The sequence below is a fragment of the Ramlibacter cellulosilyticus genome, assembly GCF_014297465.1.
Taxonomy (GTDB): domain Bacteria; phylum Pseudomonadota; class Gammaproteobacteria; order Burkholderiales; family Burkholderiaceae_C; genus Ramlibacter; species Ramlibacter cellulosilyticus.
The window spans coordinates 150,809-171,523 of the sequence record NZ_JACORT010000008.1; the positions used below are offsets into that span (position 1 = coordinate 150,809).

Below are 20,715 nucleotides of genomic sequence, written 5' to 3' on the forward strand. Positions count from 1 at the left end.
ATGGCATGATACCGGCCGATGAAGGTGCAACAGCTGCTGGCCGACCTCGCGCGCTTCCCGTGGCTGCCGACGCTGCAGACGCTGCGCGAGCGTTTCCGCGAGGATCGCCTCGGCCTCTCCGCGAGCAGCCTGACCTTCACCACCACCATCGCGCTGGTGCCCTTCTTCACCGTGGCGCTGGCGGTGTTCACCGCCTTCCCCATGTTCGGGAAGATGCAGGCCAACCTGCAGTCCTGGCTGGTGCAGAGCCTGGTGCCCGATGCGATCTCGCGCCAGGTGCTGGGTTACCTGACGCAGTTCGCGGGGAAGGCGAGCCGCCTGGGCGGGCTGGGCTTCGCGGCGCTGGTGGTGAGCGCCATCGCGCTCGTGCTCACGATCGACCGCACCCTGAACAACATCTGGCGCGTGCGCCGGCCGCGGCCCTTCGGCCAGCGCGTGCTGATCTACTGGGCTGTGATCACGCTCGGGCCGGTGCTGCTGGCCGCGAGCCTGGGCCTGACCTCCTACCTGGCTTCGGCGAGCCGCGGCGTGGTGCGGGAGCTGCCGAACCTGGTCACCTTCGTGCTCACGGCGATCGAGTTCATCGCGCTGGCGGCCGCCTACACGGCCTTGTACCGCTACGTGCCGAACACGCCCGTCAAGCGCGCGCACGCCATGGCGGGTGGCGTGTTCGCCGCCGTGGGCATCGAGCTCGCCAAGCGCGTGCTCGCCTGGTACATCGGCACGGTGCCGACCTATTCGATGGTGTACGGCGCCTTCGCGACGGTGCCCATCCTGCTGGTCTGGATCTACATCGCCTGGCTGGTCGTGCTGTTCGGTGCCGTGATCGCTGCCTACCTCCCCAGCCTGCTCGCCGGCCCGCGCCGCAGGCCCGGCACGCACGGCTGGCAGTTCCAGCTCGCGCTGGAAGTGATGCAGCACCTGCAGAAGGCGAGGGCCACGGCGCGCCGGGGCCTGACCGCCGCCGAGCTCGGTGCCGTGATGGAGGTGGACCTGCTGCAGCTCGAGCCCGTGCTGCAGACGCTGGTGCAACTGGACTGGGTGGGCCGCCTCAACGAGGTGGACGACGCCATCGCCACGCGCTACGTGATGCTCGCTGACGCGCAGTCCACGGCGCTGGAGCCGCTGATGCGCCACCTGCTGCTGCCGGCGAGCGAGGCGACGTCCAAGCTGTGGCAGACGGGACGCTTGTCTTCGCTGTATCTGGCGGACGTCCTGTAGGGTGGCCGGCGGACGCCGGGCAGGTGAGCGAAGCGAACCCCACCGATGGGCGCAAAAGCGGGTCAGGACCCGGGCGCGGCCTTCCGCTTCATGATCAGGATCGTCCCGAACTGCTCCACGGGCTCGTAGGCCCACAGCAGGTAGTTGTCCAGCATGCGGACGCCGGAGCTCCTGGCGCTGTCGTTCGGCTCCACCACCCCGTCGAAGGTGGACTCCACCCACACCAGTTTCGGCGACTGCTTCTGCAGTTCCTTGATCATCGAGGCCTGGATGAAGGCGCGGTTCTGCAGGCCCGGGTCGAAGTGGTGCCACTTGGTCGCCGGCAGGCGGCCAGTGAGGAAATAGGCCGACACGTCGTTGATGAAGATGCGGTCGTGCCCCGTCACCCCGACGAAGAGGCGCTCGCCGGGCTGCAGGTGTTCCGCGACGTAGCGCACCGCGGCACGACGCTCCGGCTCGAGGTGCTGCATGTCCGCGGCCAGCGCGCCCAGGCCCGCACGCGCCACTTCCCGGCCCATCACGTCGTTGGCGGATTCGTGGTTCAGCAGGGACACGGCGGCCACGACGACGTTGACGGTGCACAGCGCGGCCACCGCGATGCGGGGCACGCGTGCCCGCACCAGGTGCCACGTGACGGCCAGCAGCGCCACGGAGGGCAGCAGCGACAGCTGCATGTGGTCCAGGCTGACGCGCACGACGCCCTTCAGGTAGAAGATGGCCGTGAGCGGGATGAGCAGGAAGGCCAGCAGGCGCGCAGGCGTGTCCTCCTCCGCGACGCCGTTGCGCCCCTGCGCCCAGAGCGCCCACGCACCGGCCGCGCACGCGGCGAGCGGAAGGTAGATCCCCAGGAGCGCGAGCGAAGCGCCCTGGAACCAGATGCCCGGCGACGGGAAGGGCAGCCCGCGCGTCCGCGCGTAGTTGTCCGCCGGGAAGAACACGACGTCGTGCAGGAAATCGGGCAACGCGCCGGTCACCGCGTACACCAGCAGGAGGGCAGCGACGATGCCGCCGGCGGGAAGGACCAGGGCCTTGAGCTCCGCGACGGGCACCGTGCGGGATCCCGGTTGCCAGCGGGCGGCCACCGTGCCCGCGACGAGCGCGCACAGCGCGAAGAAGCCGATGTCGTAGCGGAACAGCGCGGCGGCCGCGACGCACACGCCGGCCCCTGCCGCCGCCTTCGTCGATCCCGACTCCAGGGCCCGCGCCATCAGGAGCGTGGCGGCCAGCGAGAAGAGCAGGGCCGGGTAAGGAGGATACGAGGGCGAACCCACGCTCCACAGCCACGCGGCGCTCACCGCCACCGCCGTCCACGCGGCCACCGGGCGCACGCGTGGAGCGAGCAGCTGGTACACCAGCACCACGATGCCGGCGCGCACCACGATGTCCCACCAGCGCTCCACCAGCACGCTCTGGCCGAAGACCTGGAACAGCGCCGCCAGCGCATAGAACTGGCCCGGCCCGTAGTTGGCGTAGAAGTCGCGGTGGAGGAGGTCGCCCGCGAGCACGCGCATGGCGCCGGTCAGCACGATGCCTTCGTCGTACAGGACGATCGTGCGGTTCATCCACAGGAAGCCGCCGATACAGCAGGCGAGGAACAGCAGCGCGAGGCGGAGCGAATGTTTCATGGGCGGCCGCGAAACCCGGGAGCGGGCGGTCCGGCCAGTGTACTGATCAGCAGGAAAATGGCGCCTGCAGGAAGCCGCGAAAACGCGCGCGGCCCCCGCGGGTAGGGGCCTCGGTCAATGCGTAGTTGGGAAACCGCGACAGGAACCGTCCGATGGCGATGCGGCCCTCCAGCCGCGCCAGGCTCAGGCCCGCGCACTGGTGGATGCCGAACCCGAAGGCGAGATGGCGGTTGTCCTGCCGTCCCAGGTCCAGCACGTCGGGGCGCGCGAACTGCGCCGGGTCGCGGTTCGCCGCGCCTATGCACAGGGTGACGAGCGCGCCTTCGGGCAGCGCGACGCCGCCCACCTCGCACGCGTGCAGCGCGCGACGGTTCCCCAGCTGGTTCGAAGACTCGAAGCGCAGGAACTCGTCGACCGCGAGCGTCATGGCCGCTTCGTCGCCGGTGGCGGCGAGCAGCTTCGCCTTCTCCTGCGGCCATTCCGCCAGCGCGCAGAGCGCGTTGCCGATCAGGTTGGTCGTGGTCTCGTGGCCGGCGTTGAGGATGAAGATGCAGTTCTGCAGCAGCTCGGTCTCCGAGAGCTGCTCGCCCGCCGCCTCGCCCTGGATCAGGCGCGTGAGCACGTCGTGCTCCGGGTCGCCGGGGTGCCGTCGCCGGTCGGCGACCAGGATGCGCAGGTAATCGACGAACTCGCGCACGCTGCGGTTGCCCAGTTCCTCCTGCTGCGGCGTGAGCCTGGGCTCCAGCGCGCCCAGGATCGCGAGCGACCAGCCGCGCAGCGGGCCGCGGTCGCCGTGCGGCACGCCGAGGAGGTTGCCGATGATCTCCACCGGGATGGCGGAAGCGAAGTCCTCGATGAGGTCACCTCCGCCTTTGTCCGCCATGGCGTCGAGCAGGCGGTCCACCAGCGCCACGAGCCCGGGCTCCATCTCCGCGATGGCACGCCGCGTCAGCGCACCCATGATCAGCTTGCGCACGCGCGTGTGCAGCGGCGGGTCGTTGAAGACGAGGCTGGTGGTGTGGTGCTCCAGCAGCGGGGCTCCCGGACCGTACTTGGGCGTGAACTCCACCTTCTTGTCGGAGCTGAAGCAGTGCGCGTCGCGGTACACCGCCACGAGGTCCGCATGGCGCGTGAGGAACCAGGAGCCGTCCGGCATGCGGCGCACGGGCTCCTGCTCGCGCAGGGCGGCGTACACCGGATAGGGATTGGCGTAGAAGTCCGCCGGCAGCGCGCGCAGGTCGAACGAGGCCGCGATCTCGCGGGCGCGCTCGGGCGACATGGGTGGCGTGACCTGCACGGGCTAGCCCTGGAGGAAGTCCCGCAGCGCGAACAGCGTGGCGTCCGGTGCCTCGGTCATCATCTGGTGGCCGCCGTCGACGACCACCGTCTTCGCGTCGCGCGCCTTCGCCTGCAGGGAGGCGGCCGCCTTGGGCGGCGTCATCGCGTCGTTGCGTCCCAGCAGGAACAGCACGGGGCACTGCACTTTCGCCATGGCCGCTTCACCGCCCGCATAGCCGTCGCAGGCCGCGAAGCCGCGGTGGAAGACGTTCACCTTGGTGTTGCTCGCCAGCACCCGCTTCATCAGCGCGCGGGAGCCGCCGTAGAGCCATGTCCCGGGGCCGAGCGCCGACGGCGGCGGTGCCATGAGCGAATGCGAGAAGACGTTGACCATGTCGATCGCCTTCATGGGCTGGTGTTGCGAGTTCTCCAGCAACGCCGGCGAGACCTTCATCGGGAAGGCGACGCCCACGAGCGCCAGGTGCGTGATGCGTTCCGGCGCGCGGGCGGCCGCCTCCAGCACCGTGAGCGCGCCGAAGCTGTGGCCCACGAGCACGGCCTTCTCCACCTTGGCGGCATCGAGCAGGTCCAGCACGAAGTCCGCCGCTTCCTCCACGCTGCGCGGCGGCTCGCCCTCGCTCTTGCAGTGGCCGGGCAGGTCGGGCGCCAGCACGTTCCAGCCATGATGGGCGAAGTAGCGCGTCTGCAGGATCCACACGCTGTGGTCGTTGAGCACGCCGTGGACGAAGACGACGGTGGGTTTGCCGGCATCGAAGGGCTTGCCGCCGGTGTAGCAGAAGGTCTTCGCGCCGTTGACGGTGAGTTCCATGTCAGGCCTTCTCCGCGGCCCGCAGGGCCCGCTTGAGGTCGTCGATGAGGTCGTCCGGGTCCTCCAGCCCGATCGAAAGGCGGATGGTGCCCGGCCCGATGCCCGCATTCCGCAGCGCCTCGTCCGTCATCCGGAAATGCGTGGTGCTCGCCGGATGGATCACCAGCGAGCGGCAGTCGCCCACGTTGGCCAGGTGGCTGAACAGCTTCAGGGTCTCGATGAAGCGCTTGCCCTGTTCCCGGCTGCCCTTCATGTCGAAGCTGAACACCGAGCCCGCGCCCCTGGGCAGCAGCTTCTGCGCGAGCGCATGGCTGGGGTGCGACTCCAGCATCGGGTGGCCCACGCGCTCCACGAAGGCGTGCGAGGCGAGGAACTCCACCACCTTGCGCGTGTTGGACATGTGCCGCTCCATGCGCAGCGGCAGCGTCTCGATGCCCTGCAGGATGAGCCAGGCGGTGTGCGGGCTCATGCTGGCGCCGAAGTCGCGCAGCCCCTCGCGGCGCGCGCGCAGCAGGAAGGCGCCCACGGTGGACTCGTCGGAAAACACCATGTTGTGGAAGCCTTCGTACGGCGCGGTGAGTTCGGCGAAGCGGCCGGAGCGCTCCCAGTCGAAGCTGCCGCCGTCCACCACCACGCCGCCGATCACGGTGCCGTGGCCCGAGAGGAACTTGGTCGCCGAGTGGTAGACCAGGTCCGCGCCCAGGTCGAAGGGCTTCATCAGGTAAGGGGTGGTGAAAGTGGAATCCACCAGCAAGGGCAGGCCGTTCTCGTGCGCGAGGGCGGAGACGGTGGGGATGTCCAGCACGTCGAGCCCGGGGTTGCCGACCGTCTCGCCGAAGAGGAGCTTCGTGTCCGGGCGGATCGCCGCGCGCCAGCCGTCGATGTCGCCGGGCTTGACGAAGGTGGTCTCTATGCCGAAGCGGCGCAGCGTGTAGTGCAGCAGGTTCTGCGAGCCGCCGTACAGCGCCGTGCTCGCCACGATGTGCGAGCCGGCGCCCATGAGCGTGGCGATCGCGAGGTGCAGCGCCGCCTGGCCGCTCGCCGTGGCGATGGCGCCGATGCCGCCTTCCAGCGCCGCGACGCGCTGCTCCAGCACGGCATTGGTGGGGTTGCTGATGCGCGAATAGACGTGCCCCGAGCGCTCCAGGTTGAACAGCGCCGCGGCATGGTCGCTGGACTCGAAGACGAAGGAGGTGCTGAGGTGGATGGGCACCGCGCGGGCGCCGGTGGCGGGGTCGGGCGCGGCGCCGGCATGCAGGGCCAGGGTGTCGAATCCGGGGTCGGCGTAGCCGGGCATAGGGTGCTTCCCTCCTGTGGTGCAGGCCGGGATTGTGGGCTATATTCCCCTGGACCCGTCCGGGGGAAAATCCGGCCGGACCAAGGAGCCAGCCATGAAAGTCAGCGACATCCTTCGCGTGAAGGGCAACACCCTGTACACCGTCGCGCCCGGGGAGCCGCTCGCGCAGGCGATCTCCACCATGGCGGAAAAGGACATCGGTTCGCTCGTCGTGATGGAACACGGCGACCTGGTGGGCATGCTCACCTTCCGCGAGGTGATCCAGTGCATCGTCGCCAACAAGCACGTGGTGGGCGACACCATCGTGCGCACGGCGATGGACGACCACCCGCTCACCTGCACCATGGAGACGGAACTCGACGAGGTCCGCCGCATGATGCTGGAGCGCCATGCGCGCTACATGCCCGTGATGGACAAGCGCATGCTGATGGGCGTCATCAGCTTCTACGACGTCGCCAAGGCGGTGGTGGACAGCCAGAACTTCGAGAACCGGATGCTGAAGGCTTACATCCGGGACTGGCCGGCGTCGGAAGATTCGCAGCCGACGGCGTCGCTGTAAGCCGGCGCGTGCCCCTCCCCCCCGCCCTCTCCCCAGAGGGGAGAGGGAGCAATACGGGATAATCCCGCTCCTATGAGCGGCAACACCTTCGGCACCCTGTTCGCGGTCACCAACTTCGGCGAGTCGCATGGGCCGGCCATCGGGTGCGTGATCGACGGGTGCCCGCCGGGGATGGAGCTGTCCGAAGCCGACATCCAGCCGGACCTCGACCGCCGCCGCCCCGGCACCAGCCGGCACGTGACGCAGCGGCAGGAAGAGGACAAGGTGGAGATCCTCTCCGGCGTCTACGAAGGCCGCACCACCGGCACGCCGATCTGCCTCCTGATCCGCAACACGGACCAGCGCAGCAAGGACTACTCCGAGATCGCGCAGAAGTTCCGGCCGGGCCACGCCGACTACACCTACTTCGAGAAGTACGGCCTGCGCGACCCGCGCGGCGGCGGCCGCTCCTCGGCCCGCCTGACGGCGCCCATGGTGGCGGCCGGCGCCGTCGCCAAGAGGTGGCTGCAGCAGAAGCACGGCACCACCTTCCGCGGCTGCATGCAGCAGGTCGGCGAGATCGTGATCCCGTTCGAGAGCTGGGAGCACGTTCCGGACAACCCCTTCTTCGCGCCGGTCGCCGACGTCTCGGAACTCGAGGCCTACATGGACCGCCTGCGCAAGTCGGGCGACTCCTGCGGCGCCCGCATCCGCGTCACCGCCAGCGGCATGCCGGTGGGCCTGGGCCAGCCGCTCTTCGACAAGCTCGATGCCGAGATCGCCTACGCGATGATGGGCATCAACGCGGTGAAGGGCGTGGAGATCGGCGCCGGCTTCGGCAGCGTGGTGCAGCGGGGCTCCGTGCACGGGGACTCGCTCACGCCGAACGGCTTCGCGACGAACAACGCGGGTGGCGTGCTCGGCGGCATCAGCACCGGGCAGGACCTGGAAGTCTCCATCGCCATCAAGCCCACCAGCTCCATCCTCACGCCGCGCGACAGCATCGACGTCGCCGGCAACGCGACCCAGGTGATCACCAAGGGCCGCCACGACCCGTGCGTCGGCATCCGCGCGACGCCCATCGCCGAAGCCATGCTCGCGCTGGTGGTCATGGACCTGGCGCTGCGCCACCGCGCGCAGTGCGCCGACGTCGCCGTGCCGCTGTCGCCCATCCCCGCTTCCGTGCGCTGAATGGCCGGGCCCGCGCCCGCGGCGGGGCTGCGCCAGCTCGTGCCCTTCGCGGCACTGTCGGCGACCTACTTCGCCCACATCGGCTTCTTCAACCCCTACCTGCCCCTGTGGCTCAAGTCGCTGGGGCTGCCGATCACGGTCATCAGCCTGCTGGCCTCGGTGCAGTCGTTCACGCGCGTGTTCGCGCCCTACGCCTGGGGCGCGCTGAGCGACCACACGGGCGAGCGCGTGAAGCTGCTGCGCTTCAGCGCCTTCGTGGCGCTGTGCGCATCGGCGGGGCTCTGGATCTCGGGCGGTGCGTGGTGGATCGCGCTGGTGCTGCTGCTGCTCTTCACGCACACCAGCTCGATGATGTCGCTCACGGAGGCGGCGATGGCGCATCTCGTCGCGGGCGACTGGGGCCGCTACGGGCGCGTGCGCCTGTGGGGCTCGGCCGGCTTCATGGTCACCGTGTTCGCGGCGGGCGCCTGGTTCGAGCGCTACGGCATGGGCAGCTTTCCGGCGTGGACCGCCGCCTCGCTCGCCGGCGTGCTCGCGTGCACCTGGTGGCTGCCCAACGTGAAGGAGGCCGCGCACCACGAACACCGGCAGCGCGAACCGATCGCGCCCGTGCTGCGCCAGCCGGTGGTGCGCTGGTTCTTCGCCTCGCTGTTCTTCCACGTGATGGCGCACTTCGCCGTCTACGGCTTCCTGTCGCTCTACCTCGATGCGCTCGGCTACAGCAAGGCCACCATCGGCGCGCTCTGGGCGGTCTCCGTGATCGTGGAGATCGCCTGGTTCTACGGGCAAGGCCGGCTGATCGGCCGCCTGCCCATGGAAGCCTGGCTGGTCGTGTGCGCGGTGGCGACCGTCCTGCGCATGGGGATCACGGCGGGGCTGGGCGGCTGGCTGGTCGCGCTGTTCCTTGCGCAGGTGCTGCACGCGCTGACCTTCGCGACGCACCACACGGCCTGCATCGCGATGGTGAGCCGCCATTTCCCCGGCCGGCTGCGCGGCCGCGGCCAGGCGCTCTTCACGGTGACGGGCTACGGCTTCGGCGGCGTGCTGGGCGTGCTGTCCGGCGGCGCGATCGCGGCGCGCTGGGGCTTCGCGGCCATCTTCGCGGCCGCGGCCGGCCTCGGCGTGCTGGCCCTGCTGTGCGCGAGGCGCGTCCGCAAGCTGGAAGCGGCAGCCGCCCCCGTCTGACGCCGGGTCGGGAGGGGCCTGCCAGCAGGATTCTCGCGAACCGACCACAATCGCGCCCATGGTCAAGGCAGGACGCTGGCTGCGCTACGCCTGGGCGGCACCGTACACGGTGCTGGGCTTGCTGCTGGGCGGCATTGCCGTGATGTTCGGCGCGCGCTGGCGGCCGTACCACGGCGTGGTCGAGATCTTCGGCGGCCGGATCGGGCGCGCGATCTCCCGGCTGCCGGCCTCCCTCGGCTTCTCCGCGATGACGCTCGGCCACGTCATCCTCGCCGTCGACCGCTCGGCGCTGACGCAGCTGCGCCTGCACGAACACGTGCACGTGGCGCAGTACGAGCGCTGGGGCCCGCTGTTCCTCCCCGCGTACCTGCTCTCCAGCCTGCTGCAGCTCCTGCGTGGCCGAAACCCCTACCGCGAGAACCACTTCGAGCGGCAGGCCTATGCGGTGGTGGCGGAGCGGCGCCGCCTGCTGCGCGACAGCATCCGCGGCTGAGACTCCCCTGCTGCACGGCGCGGGCGTTTCGCGTCATCATGGGGACCTGGTCAAGGAGACACGCCATGAACAACACCCAGACCGCCGACGGCACACGCCTCATCGACCTCACCAACCAGACCGACACGCAGTTCTGGTGCCGCGTGTTCGACGTGGGCATGGACGAACTGCGCAGGGCCGTGCACCACGCCGGCCACAAGGTGGAGGACGTCGAGCGCTACCTGCGCGAGAAGCAGGGCAAGGCGCAGTGACCGTGCCGGCGTAGGCCGGTTCCGACAGCGGCGTCCGGCTGCGTCCGCGGCGGCGCTCGCGCCACCCGCCGCACCATGGAGGTTTGCCACAGGAGGCCTCCATGGACGACAACAAGCCGAGCGCGCGGGACAACGCGCGCAGCCAGAGCAACGAAGCCACCGCCGAGAAGCAGCGGGAAATCCAGCGCGAGCAGGATCGCAAGGAGCCCGCCGAGGGCTCCGGCGGCCAGGACAAGGGCCCGCCGAAGACCAGCAAGCGCAACTATCCGAGCGAGATCCCCGCGCAGCACCTGCAGAAGCCGGGGCAGGAAGCGGACATGGAGCTCAAGCCGCAGTTCATGGCGCCCGACTACAAGGGCAGCGGCAAGCTCGACGGCATGAAGGCGCTCATCACGGGCGGCGACTCGGGCATCGGGCGCGCGGTCGCCGTGCTGTACGCGCGCGAAGGCGCGGATGTCGCGATCGTCTATCTCTCCTCGCACGAGGACGCGGAGGAGACGAAGCGCTGCATCGAGAAGGAAGGCCGCAAGTGCATCCTGATGGCGGGCGACGTCAAGGACTCGGCCTTCTGCAAGGAAGCGGTGGAGAAGACCGTCAAGGCGTTCGGCAAGCTCGACATCCTCGTGAACAACGCCGCCTTCCAGGAGCATGCGCATTCGCTCGAGGACATCACGGACGAGCGCATGGAAGAGACCTTCATGACCAACATCGGCGGCTACATGCGCATGGCGCGCGCCGCGCTGCCGCACCTGAAGGAAGGCTCGTCCATCATCAACACGGGTTCGGTGACGGGGCTGAAGGGCAGCGCCAGGCTGCTGGACTACTCGGCGACCAAGGGCGCGATCCACGCGTTCACCATGTCGCTGGCGTCGGCGGTGCTGGAGAAGGGCATCCGCGTGAACGCGGTGGCGCCCGGCCCGGTGTGGACGCCGCTGAACCCCGCGGACCAGAGCAGCAGCGAGATCGTCGAGTTCGGCAAGCAGACCGACTTCAAGCGCCCCGCGCAGCCGGAGGAACTGTCGCCGGCCTACGTCTTCCTGGCCTCGCCGGCCTGCGCCAGCTACATCACGGGCATCGTCCTGCCGATCACGGGGTCGGTGGGAAGTTGACAGAATGGGGGGCATGAAAGCCCTCCACATCGACTTCGTCTCCGACGTCGCGTGCCCCTGGTGCGCCGTCGGCCTCGCCTCCCTGGAACGTGCGCTGCAGAAGCTCGATGGCGAGCTGGCGGTGGACGTGCGCTTCCAGCCCTTCGAGCTCAATCCGCAGATGGGACCCGAGGGGCAGGACGTGGCCGAGCACATCCAGCAGAAGTACGGTGCCACGCCCGAGCAGCAGGAGAAGAACCGCGCCGCGATCGCCGACCGCGGCGCGGAGGTCGGCTTCACCTTCCGCCGGGAAGGGCGCGGCCGCATCTGGAACACCTTCGACGCGCATCGCCTGCTGGCGTGGGCCGGCGAGCTGGGGGCGCGGCAGCAGCGCGACCTGAAGATGGCGCTGCTGAAGGCGTACCACGGGGAAGCGAAGAATCCGTCGGATCACGCGGTGCTGGCCGAAGTGGCGGCTTCCGTGGGGCTGGATCGCAAGGAGGCGGAGCTGATCCTCGAGAGCGACCGGTACGCGAACGAGGTGCGCGAGGCGGAGCGGCATTTCCAGCAACTCGGCATCCAGGCCGTGCCGTCGGTGATCGTGAACCACCGGCACCTGATCCAGGGCGGGCAGCCGCCGGAGGTGTTCGAGCAGGCGTTAAGGCAGATTGCGGGGGAGTGATTGCCGAAACGGTGGGGTTCGCTGACGCTCACCTTCGCCGGCTGGCGCCGGCCCACCCTACAAGACCGGGCAATCGGCGCGGGGTACGGCCCCGCCCCCTGTAGGGTGGCGCGGCGAAGCCGCGGCAGGTGAGTGAAACGAACCCCACCGATGGGCGTTGGAGTTCAATGCCCCCCCGCAGCCCTCGCCAGCTTCACGCAGTAATCCAGCAGCGCCTCCGTCTCCATCCCCTTGTCGAAGACCCCGTCGGCGCCCATCGCCTCGCAGTGCCTGCGCACCTGCGGATTGGCCGTCGCCGTGAGCACCACCACCTTCTGCGTGGGCAACCGGTCGCGCAGCGCCTGCAGCACGCCGAAGCCGCTGCCGCCGGGCTCCAGCACCAGGTCGACGATCGCGATGTCCCAGTGGTGGCCCGGGTCGTGCAACCAGGCCTTCGCGGCCTTCTCGCTGGCGGCCCAGCCCGCGGGCTCGATGCCGGTGATCTCCCGCAAAGCCTCCACCAGGCTGTCGCGGATCGCGGGCTGGTCTTCGACCAGGAATGCCTTCAGGGCCAACGAGCCTCCTGCGCGGCGGCAGTGCCGCTGCGGACCATTGTGCCCGCAAGGGCGCGCCCCGGCTATCGCACGACGGCCGGTCGCGGCCTCAACCCACCTGCACCTCGATGCGGCGCGGCCTGGCCTCCTCGGCCTTCGGGATCGTCAGGCGCAGCACGCCGTCGCGCAGCTGCGCCTCGATCCGCGCGGTGTCGAGCTCTCGGCTCAGCGTGAACTGCCGGCGGTACGCGGCGACCTGCTGTTCGCCGTACACGAGCTCCATGTTCTCCGGGCCGGCCGTGGTGGCCGTCGCCTCCAGCACGAGGTTGTCGCCGTCCACGCGCACGTGGAGCTGCTCGCGCGCCACGCCCGGCAGGTCGGCCAGCAGCATGATCGATTGCTCGTTCTCGAAGACGTCCACGGGCGGGACGAGGTAGCGTTGCTGCGGCACGGTCTCGTTCGCGGCAGCGGGGCGGTTGGCGGAAGAAGTCTGCATGGCGTTGGTCATGGCGTCCTCCATCAGTTCACTTCGATGCGGCGGGGCAGGGACGACTCGCGCTTGGCGACCGTGATGCGCAGCACGCCGTCACGGTAGCTCGCGTCGACGCGGCTGGCGTCGGCGTCCTCGGGCAGGCTGATCACGCGGCGGAAGCGGCCGGTGAAGCGCTCGTTGGCGTACACGCTCGTGCGCTCGCCCTGCGGCGGGAGGTCGCTCTTGCGTTCGCCCGCGATCACGAGCAGGCCGCGGTCGACGGTGATCTCCAGCCGGGACGGGTCGAGCCCGGGGGCGAGGGCCTGCACTTCGACGGCCGTCGGCGTGGTCCCCACGTTGATCGCGGGGAAGCTGGCGCCGGCCATCGACCGGATGCCGGTTCCCGCCGAGGGGAACACCTGGTCGAGCATCGACTGCATACGGTTGAGTTCCGCGAACAGGTCCGCGGATGAACGGAACATGGGACCCATGTCTTTCCTCCTTTCAGCGCGTCTGGGCGATCCCGAATTAGGGATCGCCTTCCGCGGTTTCAAGGGGGTCAGCGGGCCAGCAGCACCGGAACGGACGAGGCGAGCAGCGCGATCCCGCTGGCGAACAGCAGGCCGAGCACCACCTTGCGGAAGGTGACGTCGCTGATCCCCAGGTAGACGCGGGCGCCGAGCAGCACCGGCACGAGCACGGCCGGCGCCACCACGGCGAGCAGCGGCAGCATGCGCGGCTCCAGGATGCCCGTGGCAAGGTAGCTGCCGAAGGTGACCACCTGCATGGACAGGTTGAAGTTCTGGATGACGGCGCGTTGCCGGTCGCGGTCGAAGCCGCGCACCTGGCACCACAGCGTGGGCACCACGCCCGTGAAGCCGCCGAGCCCGCCCATCATCCCGCCGGCCGCGCCCGCCACCGCATCGCCCGCCGCGCCGCCCCGCACGCGCGGGAGCTTCTGCGCGAAGAACATCAGCGGGCAGACGACGACCAGCATCACGCCGAGCGTGGCCTTGAACAGCGGCACGTCGAGGCGGGGCAGCAGGTACAGGCCGAGGGGCAGGCCCGCGATGCCGCCGAGGACGAAAGGCAGCAGCGTCTTCCAGTCCCAGCCGCGGCGCACGGTGAAGGCGGCGATCGTCTGGCCGACGAGGGCGCCGAACAGGGAGAGCGAGGCGGCGAGCTTCGGCTCCAGCGTCCACGCCCAGATGGACATGGCGGTGAGCCCGAACCCGAAACCGGAGAGGCCCTGGACGAAGCCGGCGAGGGCGGCGCCGAGGGCGACGGTGAGGATCAGTTCCATCGCGAGCGATTGGAACACGGCGGATGGTGCGCAGCGGAGCTGCACACGCTGCAAACGCTTCGACGGCGATCGAACCGTGCCTCGTAGGCTGGGTTGCGCGAACGCGCACCCCAGCGATCCGTTCCGCGCGAGGGCGCTGGGGTTCGCTGGCGCGAAACCCAGCCTACGAGACCGGGAGTGCGGACATCGCTTGCTTCACTCGTACGCCGACATCGGCACGCAGCTGCAGAACAGGTTGCGATCCCCGTACACGTTGTCCACCCGCCCCACCGGCGGCCAGTACTTCGCGTGGCGGCGCTCGTCCAGCACCGCGGCGCCCGCTTCGCGCGGGTACGCGTGCGTCCACTCGCCCTGCATCAGCGCGGCGGCCGTGTGCGGCGCGTTCTTCAGCGGGTTGTCCTCCTGCGACCATTCGCCCGCTTCCACGCGGCGGATCTCCTCGCGGATGGCGATCATGGCTGCGATGAAGCGGTCGATCTCCTCCAGCGTCTCGCTTTCGGTGGGCTCCACCATCAGCGTGCCGGGGACGGGGAAGGACAGCGTCGGCGCATGGAAGCCGTAGTCGATCAGGCGCTTGGCCACGTCTTCCGCCGTGACGCCGGAGCTTTCCTTCAGCGGCCGCAGGTCCAGGATGCACTCGTGCGCGACGTGCCCGTTGGCGCTGGCGTACAGCGTGGGGTAGTGGTCGCGCAGCCGCGCGCTGATGTAGTTGGCCGAGAGGATGGCGACCTCGGTCGCCTGCGTCAGCCCTTCGGCGCCCATCATGCGGCAGTACATCCAGCTGATGGGAAGCACGGCTGCATTGCCCAGGGGCGCCGCGGACACCGCGCCCACCGGGTGCGTGGCCAGGCCGCCGGCCTTGTGTCCGGGCAGGAAGGGCACGAGGTCCTCGACGACGCAGACGGGGCCCACGCCGGGACCGCCGCCGCCGTGCGGGATGCAGAAGGTCTTGTGCAGGTTCAGGTGGCTCACGTCGCCGCCGAACTCGCCCGGCGCCGCCACGCCCACCAGCGCGTTCATGTTCGCGCCGTCCACGTACACGCGGCCGCCGTGCCGGTGCACGATGGCGCACAGCTCCTTCACCTGCTCCTCGAACACGCCGTGCGTGCTCGGATAGGTGATCATCACGCAGGACAGCTTGTCCGCGTGCTGCTCGCACTTCGCCTTCAGGTCGGCGAGGTCGACGTTGCCGTTGTCGTCGCAGGCGGTCACCACCACCTGCATGCCGGCCATCTGCGCGCTGGCCGGGTTGGTGCCGTGGGCGGAGGAGGGGATCAGGCAAACGTTGCGGTGCGCCTCGCCGCGGCTCGCGTGCCAGGCCTTGATCGCGAGAAGGCCCGCGTACTCGCCCTGCGATCCCGCGTTGGGCTGCAGGCTGATGCCCGCGTAGCCCGTGGCTTCGCACAGCCAGGCGCGCAGCTGCTCGTCCAGCTCCGCGTAGCCTTGCAGCTGGTCGCGCGGCGCGAAGGGGTGCACGTGCGCGAACTCGGGCCAGGTGATGGGGATCATCTCGCTGGTGGCGTTCAGCTTCATCGTGCAGCTGCCCAGCGGGATCATGGTGCGATCGAGCGCGAGGTCCTTGTCCGAGAGGCTGCGGATGTAGCGCAGCATGCCGGTCTCGCTGTGGTGCGTGTTGAACACCGGGTGCGTGAGGAAGGCGCTGGTGCGGCGCAACTCCTGCGGGATCGCGGGCTCCACGCCTTTCTCGAAGGGCGCGAAGTCGGGCACCGGCTGCCCCGGCCTGGCGAAGATCGACCAGAGCAGCTTGAGGTCGTTGCGGGTGGTGGTCTCGTCCAGCGAGATGCTGATGAAGCCTTCCCAGGACTTGCGCAGGTTCACGTGCAGCGCATGGCCCTTGGCGACGAGGGCGTCCGTGGCTTCGCCGGTGTTCAGCGTGATCGTGTCGAAGAAGCTGCCGCGGTGCGGCTTGTGCCCGAGCTGCTCCAGGCCCTTGGCCAGGATCGCGGCGTAGCTCGCGACGCGCTGTGCGATGCGCTTGAGGCCCTGCGGGCCGTGGTACACGGCGTACATGCTCGCGACCACCGCGGGCAGCACCTGCGCCGTGCAGATGTTGGACGTCGCCTTCTCGCGGCGGATGTGCTGCTCGCGCGTCTGCAGCGCGAGGCGGTACGCGGGGTTGCCATGCGCGTCCACGCTGACGCCGACCAGGCGGCCGGGCATGGAGCGCTTGTACTCGTCGCGGCAGGCGAGGTAGGCCGCGTGCGGGCCGCCGCAACCCATGGGCATGCCGAAGCGCTGCGTGGTGCCGACGACGATGTCGGCGCCGAACTCGCCGGGGGGGACCAGCAGGGTCAGCGCGAGCAGGTCGGCGGCGACGATGAAGGCGGCCTGCTTCGTGTGCGCCAGTTCGACGTCCGCCTTCAGGTCGTCGATGCGGCCGCTGGTGGACGGGTACTGCGCGAGCACCGCGAAGTAGTCGCCCGCGAGCTTCTCGTTCCACTCCTCGTGGGAGTTGGCGAGCACCACCTCGATCCCGAGGGGCTCGGCGCGCGTCTGCACGACTTCGATCACCTGCGGATGGCAGTCGCCCGCGACGACGATCGTGTTGCTCCTGCTCTTCACGCTGCGCTTCGCGAGCGTCATCGCTTCGGCCGCGGCGGTGGCCTCGTCCAGCATGGAGGCGTTCGCGATCGGCATGGCCGTGAGGTCGCACACCATCGTCTGGAAGTTCACCAGCGCCTCCATGCGGCCCTGGCTGATCTCCGCCTGGTAAGGCGTGTACGCGGTGTACCAGGCGGGGTTCTCGAGGATGTTGCGCAGGATGACGCCCGGCGTGAAGGTGCCGTGGTAGCCCTGGCCGATGAAGCTGCGGAAGACCTGGTTGCGCGACGCGATGGAACGCAGTTCCTCCAGCGCCGCGGCTTCCGTGGTGGCGGGCGGCAGCTGCATGCCGCGCGTGCGCGCGATGGAGCGCGGCACGATGCCTTCGACCAGGGCGCGGCGCGAAGCCTCGCCGATGACCGACAGCATGTGGCGCTCGTCGGCCTCGGAGATGCCGATGTGGCGGGGGATGAACTCGTTGGGGTTTTCCAGCTCGCCGAGCGGCCGGGCGGATTGCATCAGCATGGAAGGGGCGGACCTCTCTACGCGTTCGCCTTGACGAACTTCTGGTACGCCGGCTCGTCCATGAGCGCGTCGAACTCGCCCATGTCCTTGATGCGCATCTTGAAGAACCAGCCGTTGCCCATCGGGTCCTTGTTGGCCAGCGAGGGATCGTTGCGCAGGTCTTCGTTGACTTCGGTGATCTCGCCGGCGATCGGCATGTACACGTCCGCCGCCGCCTTCACGGATTCCACGACGCCCGTGACGTCGCCCTTGTTGTAGCTGCGGCCCACTTCCGGCAGGTCCACGAAGACCACGTCGCCCAGCGCATCCTGCGCGTGCAGGGTGATGCCGACGACGGCGGCTTCGTGTTCTTCCAGCTGGATCCACTCGTGCTCGGGCGTGTACTTGACGGTCATGGGTTCTCTCCTTCTCGGGGCGGTCTTCAGCCGCGGTAGTAACGGTTGGGGACGAAGGGCGTGGCGCTCACTTCCATGGGCACCAGCTTGCCGCGCACGAGGGCGTGCACCTGCTGGCCCACGGCGGCGTGGTGCGGCGGCAGGTAGCCCATGGCGATCGGCTTGTCGATGGTGGGTGCGAGCAGGCCGCTCGTGACTTCGCCCAGGCGCACGCCTTCGGTGGCCTGCAGCTCGGTGTGCTCGCGCACGGGCACGCGCTCCTGGGCGACCAGGCCCACGCGCTTCTTCTCGACCGGCACGGTGCCATCGAGCTGGCCCAGCACCTTGTCGGCACCGGGGAAGCCGCCGGCGCGCTCGCCGCCCGTGCGGCGCACCTTCTGGATGGCCCAGTTGAGCGCCGCTTCCACCGGCGTCGTCGTCGTGTCGATGTCGTTGCCGTAGAGGCAGAGGCCGGCTTCCAGGCGCAGCGAGTTGCGCGCGCCCAGGCCCACCGGCGTCACCTCATGTTGCGCGAGCAGGGCGCGGGCGAGCGCTTCGGCCTGGTCGGCCGGCACCGAGATCTCGAAGCCGTCCTCGCCGGTGTAGCCGCTGCGGGTGATGAACAGGTCGGCGCCGTTCCAGCGGAACTCGGAGCCGGTCATGAACACCAGCTTCTCCACGCCGGGGATCACGGCCTTGAGCGCATGCACGGCCTTGGGGCCTTGCAGCGCGAGCAGGCCGCGGTCGAACATGGGGACGATCTCGCAGCGCTTGCCGATGCGTTCCTGCATGTGCGCCAGGTCGCCGTGCTTGCAGGCGCCGTTGACGATCACGAACAGGTGGTCGCCGCGGTTGACGAACATGAGGTCGTCGATGATCGTGCCGGCTTCCGTGAGCAGCAGGCCGTAGCGCTGCCGTCCGGGCGCGAGGCCGACCACGTCCACGGGCATGAGGCTTTCGAAAGCCGCCGCGGCATCGGGACCGGACAGCCGCAGCTGGCCCATGTGCGACACGTCGAACAGGCCGGCGCTCTCGCGCGTCTGGCGGTGTTCGGCGATCAGGCCGGCGGGGTACTGGACCGGCATGCTGTAGCCGGCGAAGGGGACCATGCGCGCACCGAGTTCCAGGTGCAGGGCATGCAAGGGTGTCTTCTGTAGCTCTTGTTCGGCGGCGGACACGGCGACTCCACGGGGGCGAAAGGCCATCGTACACACGATGGGCGGGCCCGTGCTGTCCGCTTTACCTGAGAGATTCACCTCGCGTCGAGGCTTGCTCCTTCGGTGGGCCGCAGCTCGACGGTGCGGCCTCTCTCCAGCAAGGTGACGCCCCTTGCGGGGCGCTTGTCAGTCCTGGGTGCCTGAGCGTTGTTGCGCCTTCGGCGGTTCCTGGCGGAACTCTCTCCTGACGGCGCGATTCTAGCTTGATTGATCCTGGCCTACGCCAGGATGACTTGGCTGTCGCCAAGTCACTTCGCGTACACCAGGTCCCGCAGCCCCAGCGACAGCTGCGGCACGTACGTGATCACCATCAGGCACGCCAGCACCACCAGCACGAAGGGGATCAGCTGCGTGATGATGCGGTCCAGCGAGATCTTCGCCACCGTGCAGGCGGCGAAGAGGTTCACGCCGAAGGGCGGCGTGATCATGCCCAGCGCCAGGTTCACCACCATGATCAGGCCGAAGTGCACCGGGTCGATGCCGAAGTGCTGCGCCACCGGCGCGAGGATGGGCGCCAGCACGATGATGGACGCGCTGGTCTCGATGAACATGCCGATGACGAACAGCGCCAGGTTCACGCCCAGCAGGAACATCGCAGGGCTCTGCAGCACGCTCTCCAGGTAGCGGCCGATCGCCTCCGGCACGCCGGCGCGCGTGATCAGGAAGGCGAACAGCCCCGCGTTGGCGATGATGAACATGATCACGGCCGACGAGATCACCGACTTGCGCAGTATCGCGTACAGGTCCGTCAGCCTGATCTCGCGGTACACGAAGACGCCCACGACGAGCGCATAGAACACCGCCACCGCGGAGGCCTCCGTCGGCGTGAACACGCCGCCGTAGATGCCGCCCAGGATGATCACGGGCATCAGCAGCGCCCACCCGGCCTGCAGGAAGGCGCGGCCGAACGGCAGTCGGCCGTCGCCGTCGTCCTTGCCCCAGCCCTTCCACTTGCACCAGATCCACACGAACAGCATCAGCGCGCCGCCGATCAGGATGCCGGGGCCGAAGCCGGCGATGAACAGCTCGCCGATGGAGACTTCGGCGCTCACGCCGTACAGGATCATCGGGATGGAAGGCGGGATGATCACGCCCAGTTCCGCCGACGTCGCCTGCAGCGCCGCCGCGTAGCTCGTGGGGTAGCCGTGCTTGATCAGCGCCGGGATCAGGATGGCGCCGATCGCGAAGGTGGTGGCCACCGAGGAGCCCGACACCGCCGCGAAGATCATGCAGGTGAGCACGCAGGTCATGGGCAGGCCGCCCTGCACGCCGCCGACGATGCTCTTGGCAAATTCGACGAGCCGGCGCGAGATGCCGCCGGTCTCCATCAGGTTGCCCGCGAGGATGAAGAAAGGGATCGCCGCGAGCGGAAACTTGTTGATCGCGTTGAACATCTCCTTGACGGAGATGAGCATGTGCGCGTTGCTGGCCTGCATGCCGACGAGGGCGGACAGGCCGATCGAGACGGCCACCGAGACGCTGAGCGCGAAGCACAGCACCATGGTGGCGAGCATGGCGGTGGTCATTGCGCGGTCTCCAGTTCGTGGCGCTGCGGGTCGAGGAGGTTGCCGATGACGCCGAGGATGGAGAACAGGGCCCCCACCGGCAGGGCGAGGTAGCCCCAGAACATGGAGATCGATTCCAGTCCGGCCATGGACTGCACCTTGCCGCGCACGGCGTAGTCCCAGCCCCACCAGAGGATCACGCCGACCAGGATCAGCGAAGCGAGGGCGACCATCCAGTCCAGCACGCGGCGTGCCTTCGGGGGCACCGTGCGGTACACCACGTCGACGCTCACCATCGCGCCCTGGCGGAAGGCGAGGGGGATGCCGAGGAACACCATCCAGATCAGCGACAGCCGGATCAGGATCTCGCTCCACTCCGCCGGCTGCTCCAGCACGAAGCGGGTGACGATCTGGAACATGCCGAGCGCGCTGGCGATCACCAGCATGAGGCAGGCGCCCGCCATGGCCAGGCTGCTGGTGAAGCGCTCGATGCGCAGGAAGGTTTCTTTCACGTTTCTGTTTCCCCTCGCGAAAAGGCCCGCACGG

The 20,715-nt window shown here is 69.2% G+C and carries 21 protein-coding genes and 2 riboswitches; of the genes, 8 read left to right on the plus strand and 13 right to left on the minus strand.

The window, feature by feature from the left end; all coding sequences use genetic code 11:
- The first annotated feature begins 18 nt into the window (after positions 1–18).
- On the plus strand, positions 19–1,221 hold the full coding sequence (locus tag H8N03_RS18315; protein WP_187077647.1) for a YihY family inner membrane protein: 1,203 nt from the start codon (positions 19–21) through the stop codon (positions 1,219–1,221).
- A 62-nt stretch (positions 1,222–1,283) separates the two neighbouring features.
- Here H8N03_RS18315 and H8N03_RS18320 read toward each other — a convergent pair whose 3' ends face one another.
- From H8N03_RS18320 to H8N03_RS18335, 4 genes are read right to left on the minus strand one after another with little or no spacing between them, the layout of a single operon-like run.
- The gene (locus H8N03_RS18320) at positions 1,284–2,846 is read right to left on the minus strand and encodes a glycosyltransferase family 39 protein (protein ID WP_187077648.1); all 1,563 of its coding nucleotides are present in this window, start codon (positions 2,844–2,846) and stop codon (positions 1,284–1,286) included.
- A gap of 46 nt (positions 2,847–2,892) precedes the next feature.
- The gene (locus H8N03_RS18325) at positions 2,893–4,125 is read right to left on the minus strand and encodes a cytochrome P450 (RefSeq protein WP_187077649.1); all 1,233 of its coding nucleotides are present in this window, start codon (positions 4,123–4,125) and stop codon (positions 2,893–2,895) included.
- 21 nt (positions 4,126–4,146) lie between these two features.
- On the minus strand, positions 4,147–4,953 hold the full coding sequence (locus H8N03_RS18330) for an alpha/beta fold hydrolase (RefSeq protein ID WP_187077650.1): 807 nt from the start codon (positions 4,951–4,953) through the stop codon (positions 4,147–4,149).
- Position 4,954: 1 nt separating this feature from the next.
- Positions 4,955–6,250 (minus strand): O-acetylhomoserine aminocarboxypropyltransferase, encoded by a 1,296-nt coding sequence (locus H8N03_RS18335; RefSeq protein WP_187077651.1) that lies wholly within the window; start codon positions 6,248–6,250, stop codon positions 4,955–4,957.
- Between the two features lie 94 nt (positions 6,251–6,344).
- Between H8N03_RS18335 and H8N03_RS18340 the strand changes: the two genes are divergently transcribed.
- From H8N03_RS18340 to H8N03_RS18370, 7 genes are all read left to right on the plus strand, one after another.
- On the plus strand, positions 6,345–6,809 hold the full coding sequence (locus tag H8N03_RS18340; protein ID WP_187077652.1) for a CBS domain-containing protein: 465 nt from the start codon (positions 6,345–6,347) through the stop codon (positions 6,807–6,809).
- Positions 6,810–6,881: 72 nt separating this feature from the next.
- Positions 6,882–7,979, plus strand: a complete 1,098-nt coding sequence (gene aroC / locus H8N03_RS18345) for a chorismate synthase (protein ID WP_187077653.1) — start codon at positions 6,882–6,884, stop codon at positions 7,977–7,979.
- Entirely contained in the window at positions 7,980–9,164 is a 1,185-nt protein-coding gene (locus H8N03_RS18350) for an MFS transporter (RefSeq protein WP_187077654.1), read from the plus strand.
- 58 nt (positions 9,165–9,222) lie between these two features.
- Positions 9,223–9,657: a hypothetical protein gene (locus tag H8N03_RS18355; RefSeq protein ID WP_187077655.1), complete on the plus strand. Its 435-nt coding sequence runs from the start codon at positions 9,223–9,225 to the stop codon at positions 9,655–9,657.
- 65 nt (positions 9,658–9,722) lie between these two features.
- Positions 9,723–9,908 carry a DUF3606 domain-containing protein gene (locus H8N03_RS18360; protein WP_187077656.1) on the plus strand — a complete coding sequence of 62 codons (186 nt, stop codon included), beginning with the start codon at positions 9,723–9,725 and terminating at the stop codon, positions 9,906–9,908.
- A gap of 101 nt (positions 9,909–10,009) precedes the next feature.
- Positions 10,010–11,017 (plus strand): SDR family oxidoreductase, encoded by a 1,008-nt coding sequence (locus tag H8N03_RS18365; protein ID WP_187077657.1) that lies wholly within the window; start codon positions 10,010–10,012, stop codon positions 11,015–11,017.
- Between the two features lie 13 nt (positions 11,018–11,030).
- Entirely contained in the window at positions 11,031–11,678 is a 648-nt protein-coding gene (locus H8N03_RS18370) for a DsbA family oxidoreductase (RefSeq protein WP_187077658.1), read from the plus strand.
- A 164-nt stretch (positions 11,679–11,842) separates the two neighbouring features.
- On the opposite strand, the gene H8N03_RS26545 is transcribed toward H8N03_RS18370, so the two are convergent.
- The 9 genes from H8N03_RS26545 to H8N03_RS18415 all read right to left on the minus strand — a co-directional run bounded on the left by H8N03_RS26545 (position 11,843) and on the right by H8N03_RS18415 (position 20,681).
- A complete protein-coding gene (locus tag H8N03_RS26545; protein ID WP_187077659.1) occupies positions 11,843–12,232 on the minus strand; it encodes a response regulator in 390 nt (129 codons plus the stop codon).
- Positions 12,233–12,320: 88 nt separating this feature from the next.
- Complete coding sequence (locus H8N03_RS18380; RefSeq protein ID WP_435531675.1) at positions 12,321–12,707, minus strand: Hsp20/alpha crystallin family protein; 387 nt, start codon at positions 12,705–12,707, stop codon at positions 12,321–12,323.
- 23 nt (positions 12,708–12,730) lie between these two features.
- Positions 12,731–13,174: an Hsp20/alpha crystallin family protein gene (locus H8N03_RS18385; RefSeq protein WP_354005144.1), complete on the minus strand. Its 444-nt coding sequence runs from the start codon at positions 13,172–13,174 to the stop codon at positions 12,731–12,733.
- A 68-nt stretch (positions 13,175–13,242) separates the two neighbouring features.
- A complete protein-coding gene (locus H8N03_RS18390) occupies positions 13,243–13,986 on the minus strand; it encodes a sulfite exporter TauE/SafE family protein (RefSeq protein ID WP_187077774.1) in 744 nt (247 codons plus the stop codon).
- Between the two features lie 195 nt (positions 13,987–14,181).
- Complete coding sequence (gcvP, locus tag H8N03_RS18395) at positions 14,182–17,073, minus strand: aminomethyl-transferring glycine dehydrogenase (protein ID WP_187077661.1); 2,892 nt, start codon at positions 17,071–17,073, stop codon at positions 14,182–14,184.
- A 17-nt stretch (positions 17,074–17,090) separates the two neighbouring features.
- A complete protein-coding gene (gene gcvH, locus H8N03_RS18400) occupies positions 17,091–17,468 on the minus strand; it encodes a glycine cleavage system protein GcvH (RefSeq protein WP_187077662.1) in 378 nt (125 codons plus the stop codon).
- 26 nt (positions 17,469–17,494) lie between these two features.
- Complete coding sequence (gcvT, locus tag H8N03_RS18405) at positions 17,495–18,652, minus strand: glycine cleavage system aminomethyltransferase GcvT (protein WP_187077663.1); 1,158 nt, start codon at positions 18,650–18,652, stop codon at positions 17,495–17,497.
- Positions 18,653–18,667: 15 nt separating this feature from the next.
- Positions 18,668–18,772: riboswitch (glycine riboswitch) on the minus strand.
- Between the two features lie 9 nt (positions 18,773–18,781).
- A riboswitch (glycine riboswitch) is annotated at positions 18,782–18,861 on the minus strand.
- A 51-nt stretch (positions 18,862–18,912) separates the two neighbouring features.
- A complete protein-coding gene (locus H8N03_RS18410) occupies positions 18,913–20,190 on the minus strand; it encodes a TRAP transporter large permease (protein WP_187077664.1) in 1,278 nt (425 codons plus the stop codon).
- A complete protein-coding gene (locus H8N03_RS18415) occupies positions 20,187–20,681 on the minus strand; it encodes a TRAP transporter small permease (RefSeq protein WP_187077665.1) in 495 nt (164 codons plus the stop codon). The genes H8N03_RS18410 and H8N03_RS18415 overlap by 4 nt, the downstream gene beginning before the upstream one ends.
- Between the last annotated feature and the right edge of the window lie 34 nt (positions 20,682–20,715).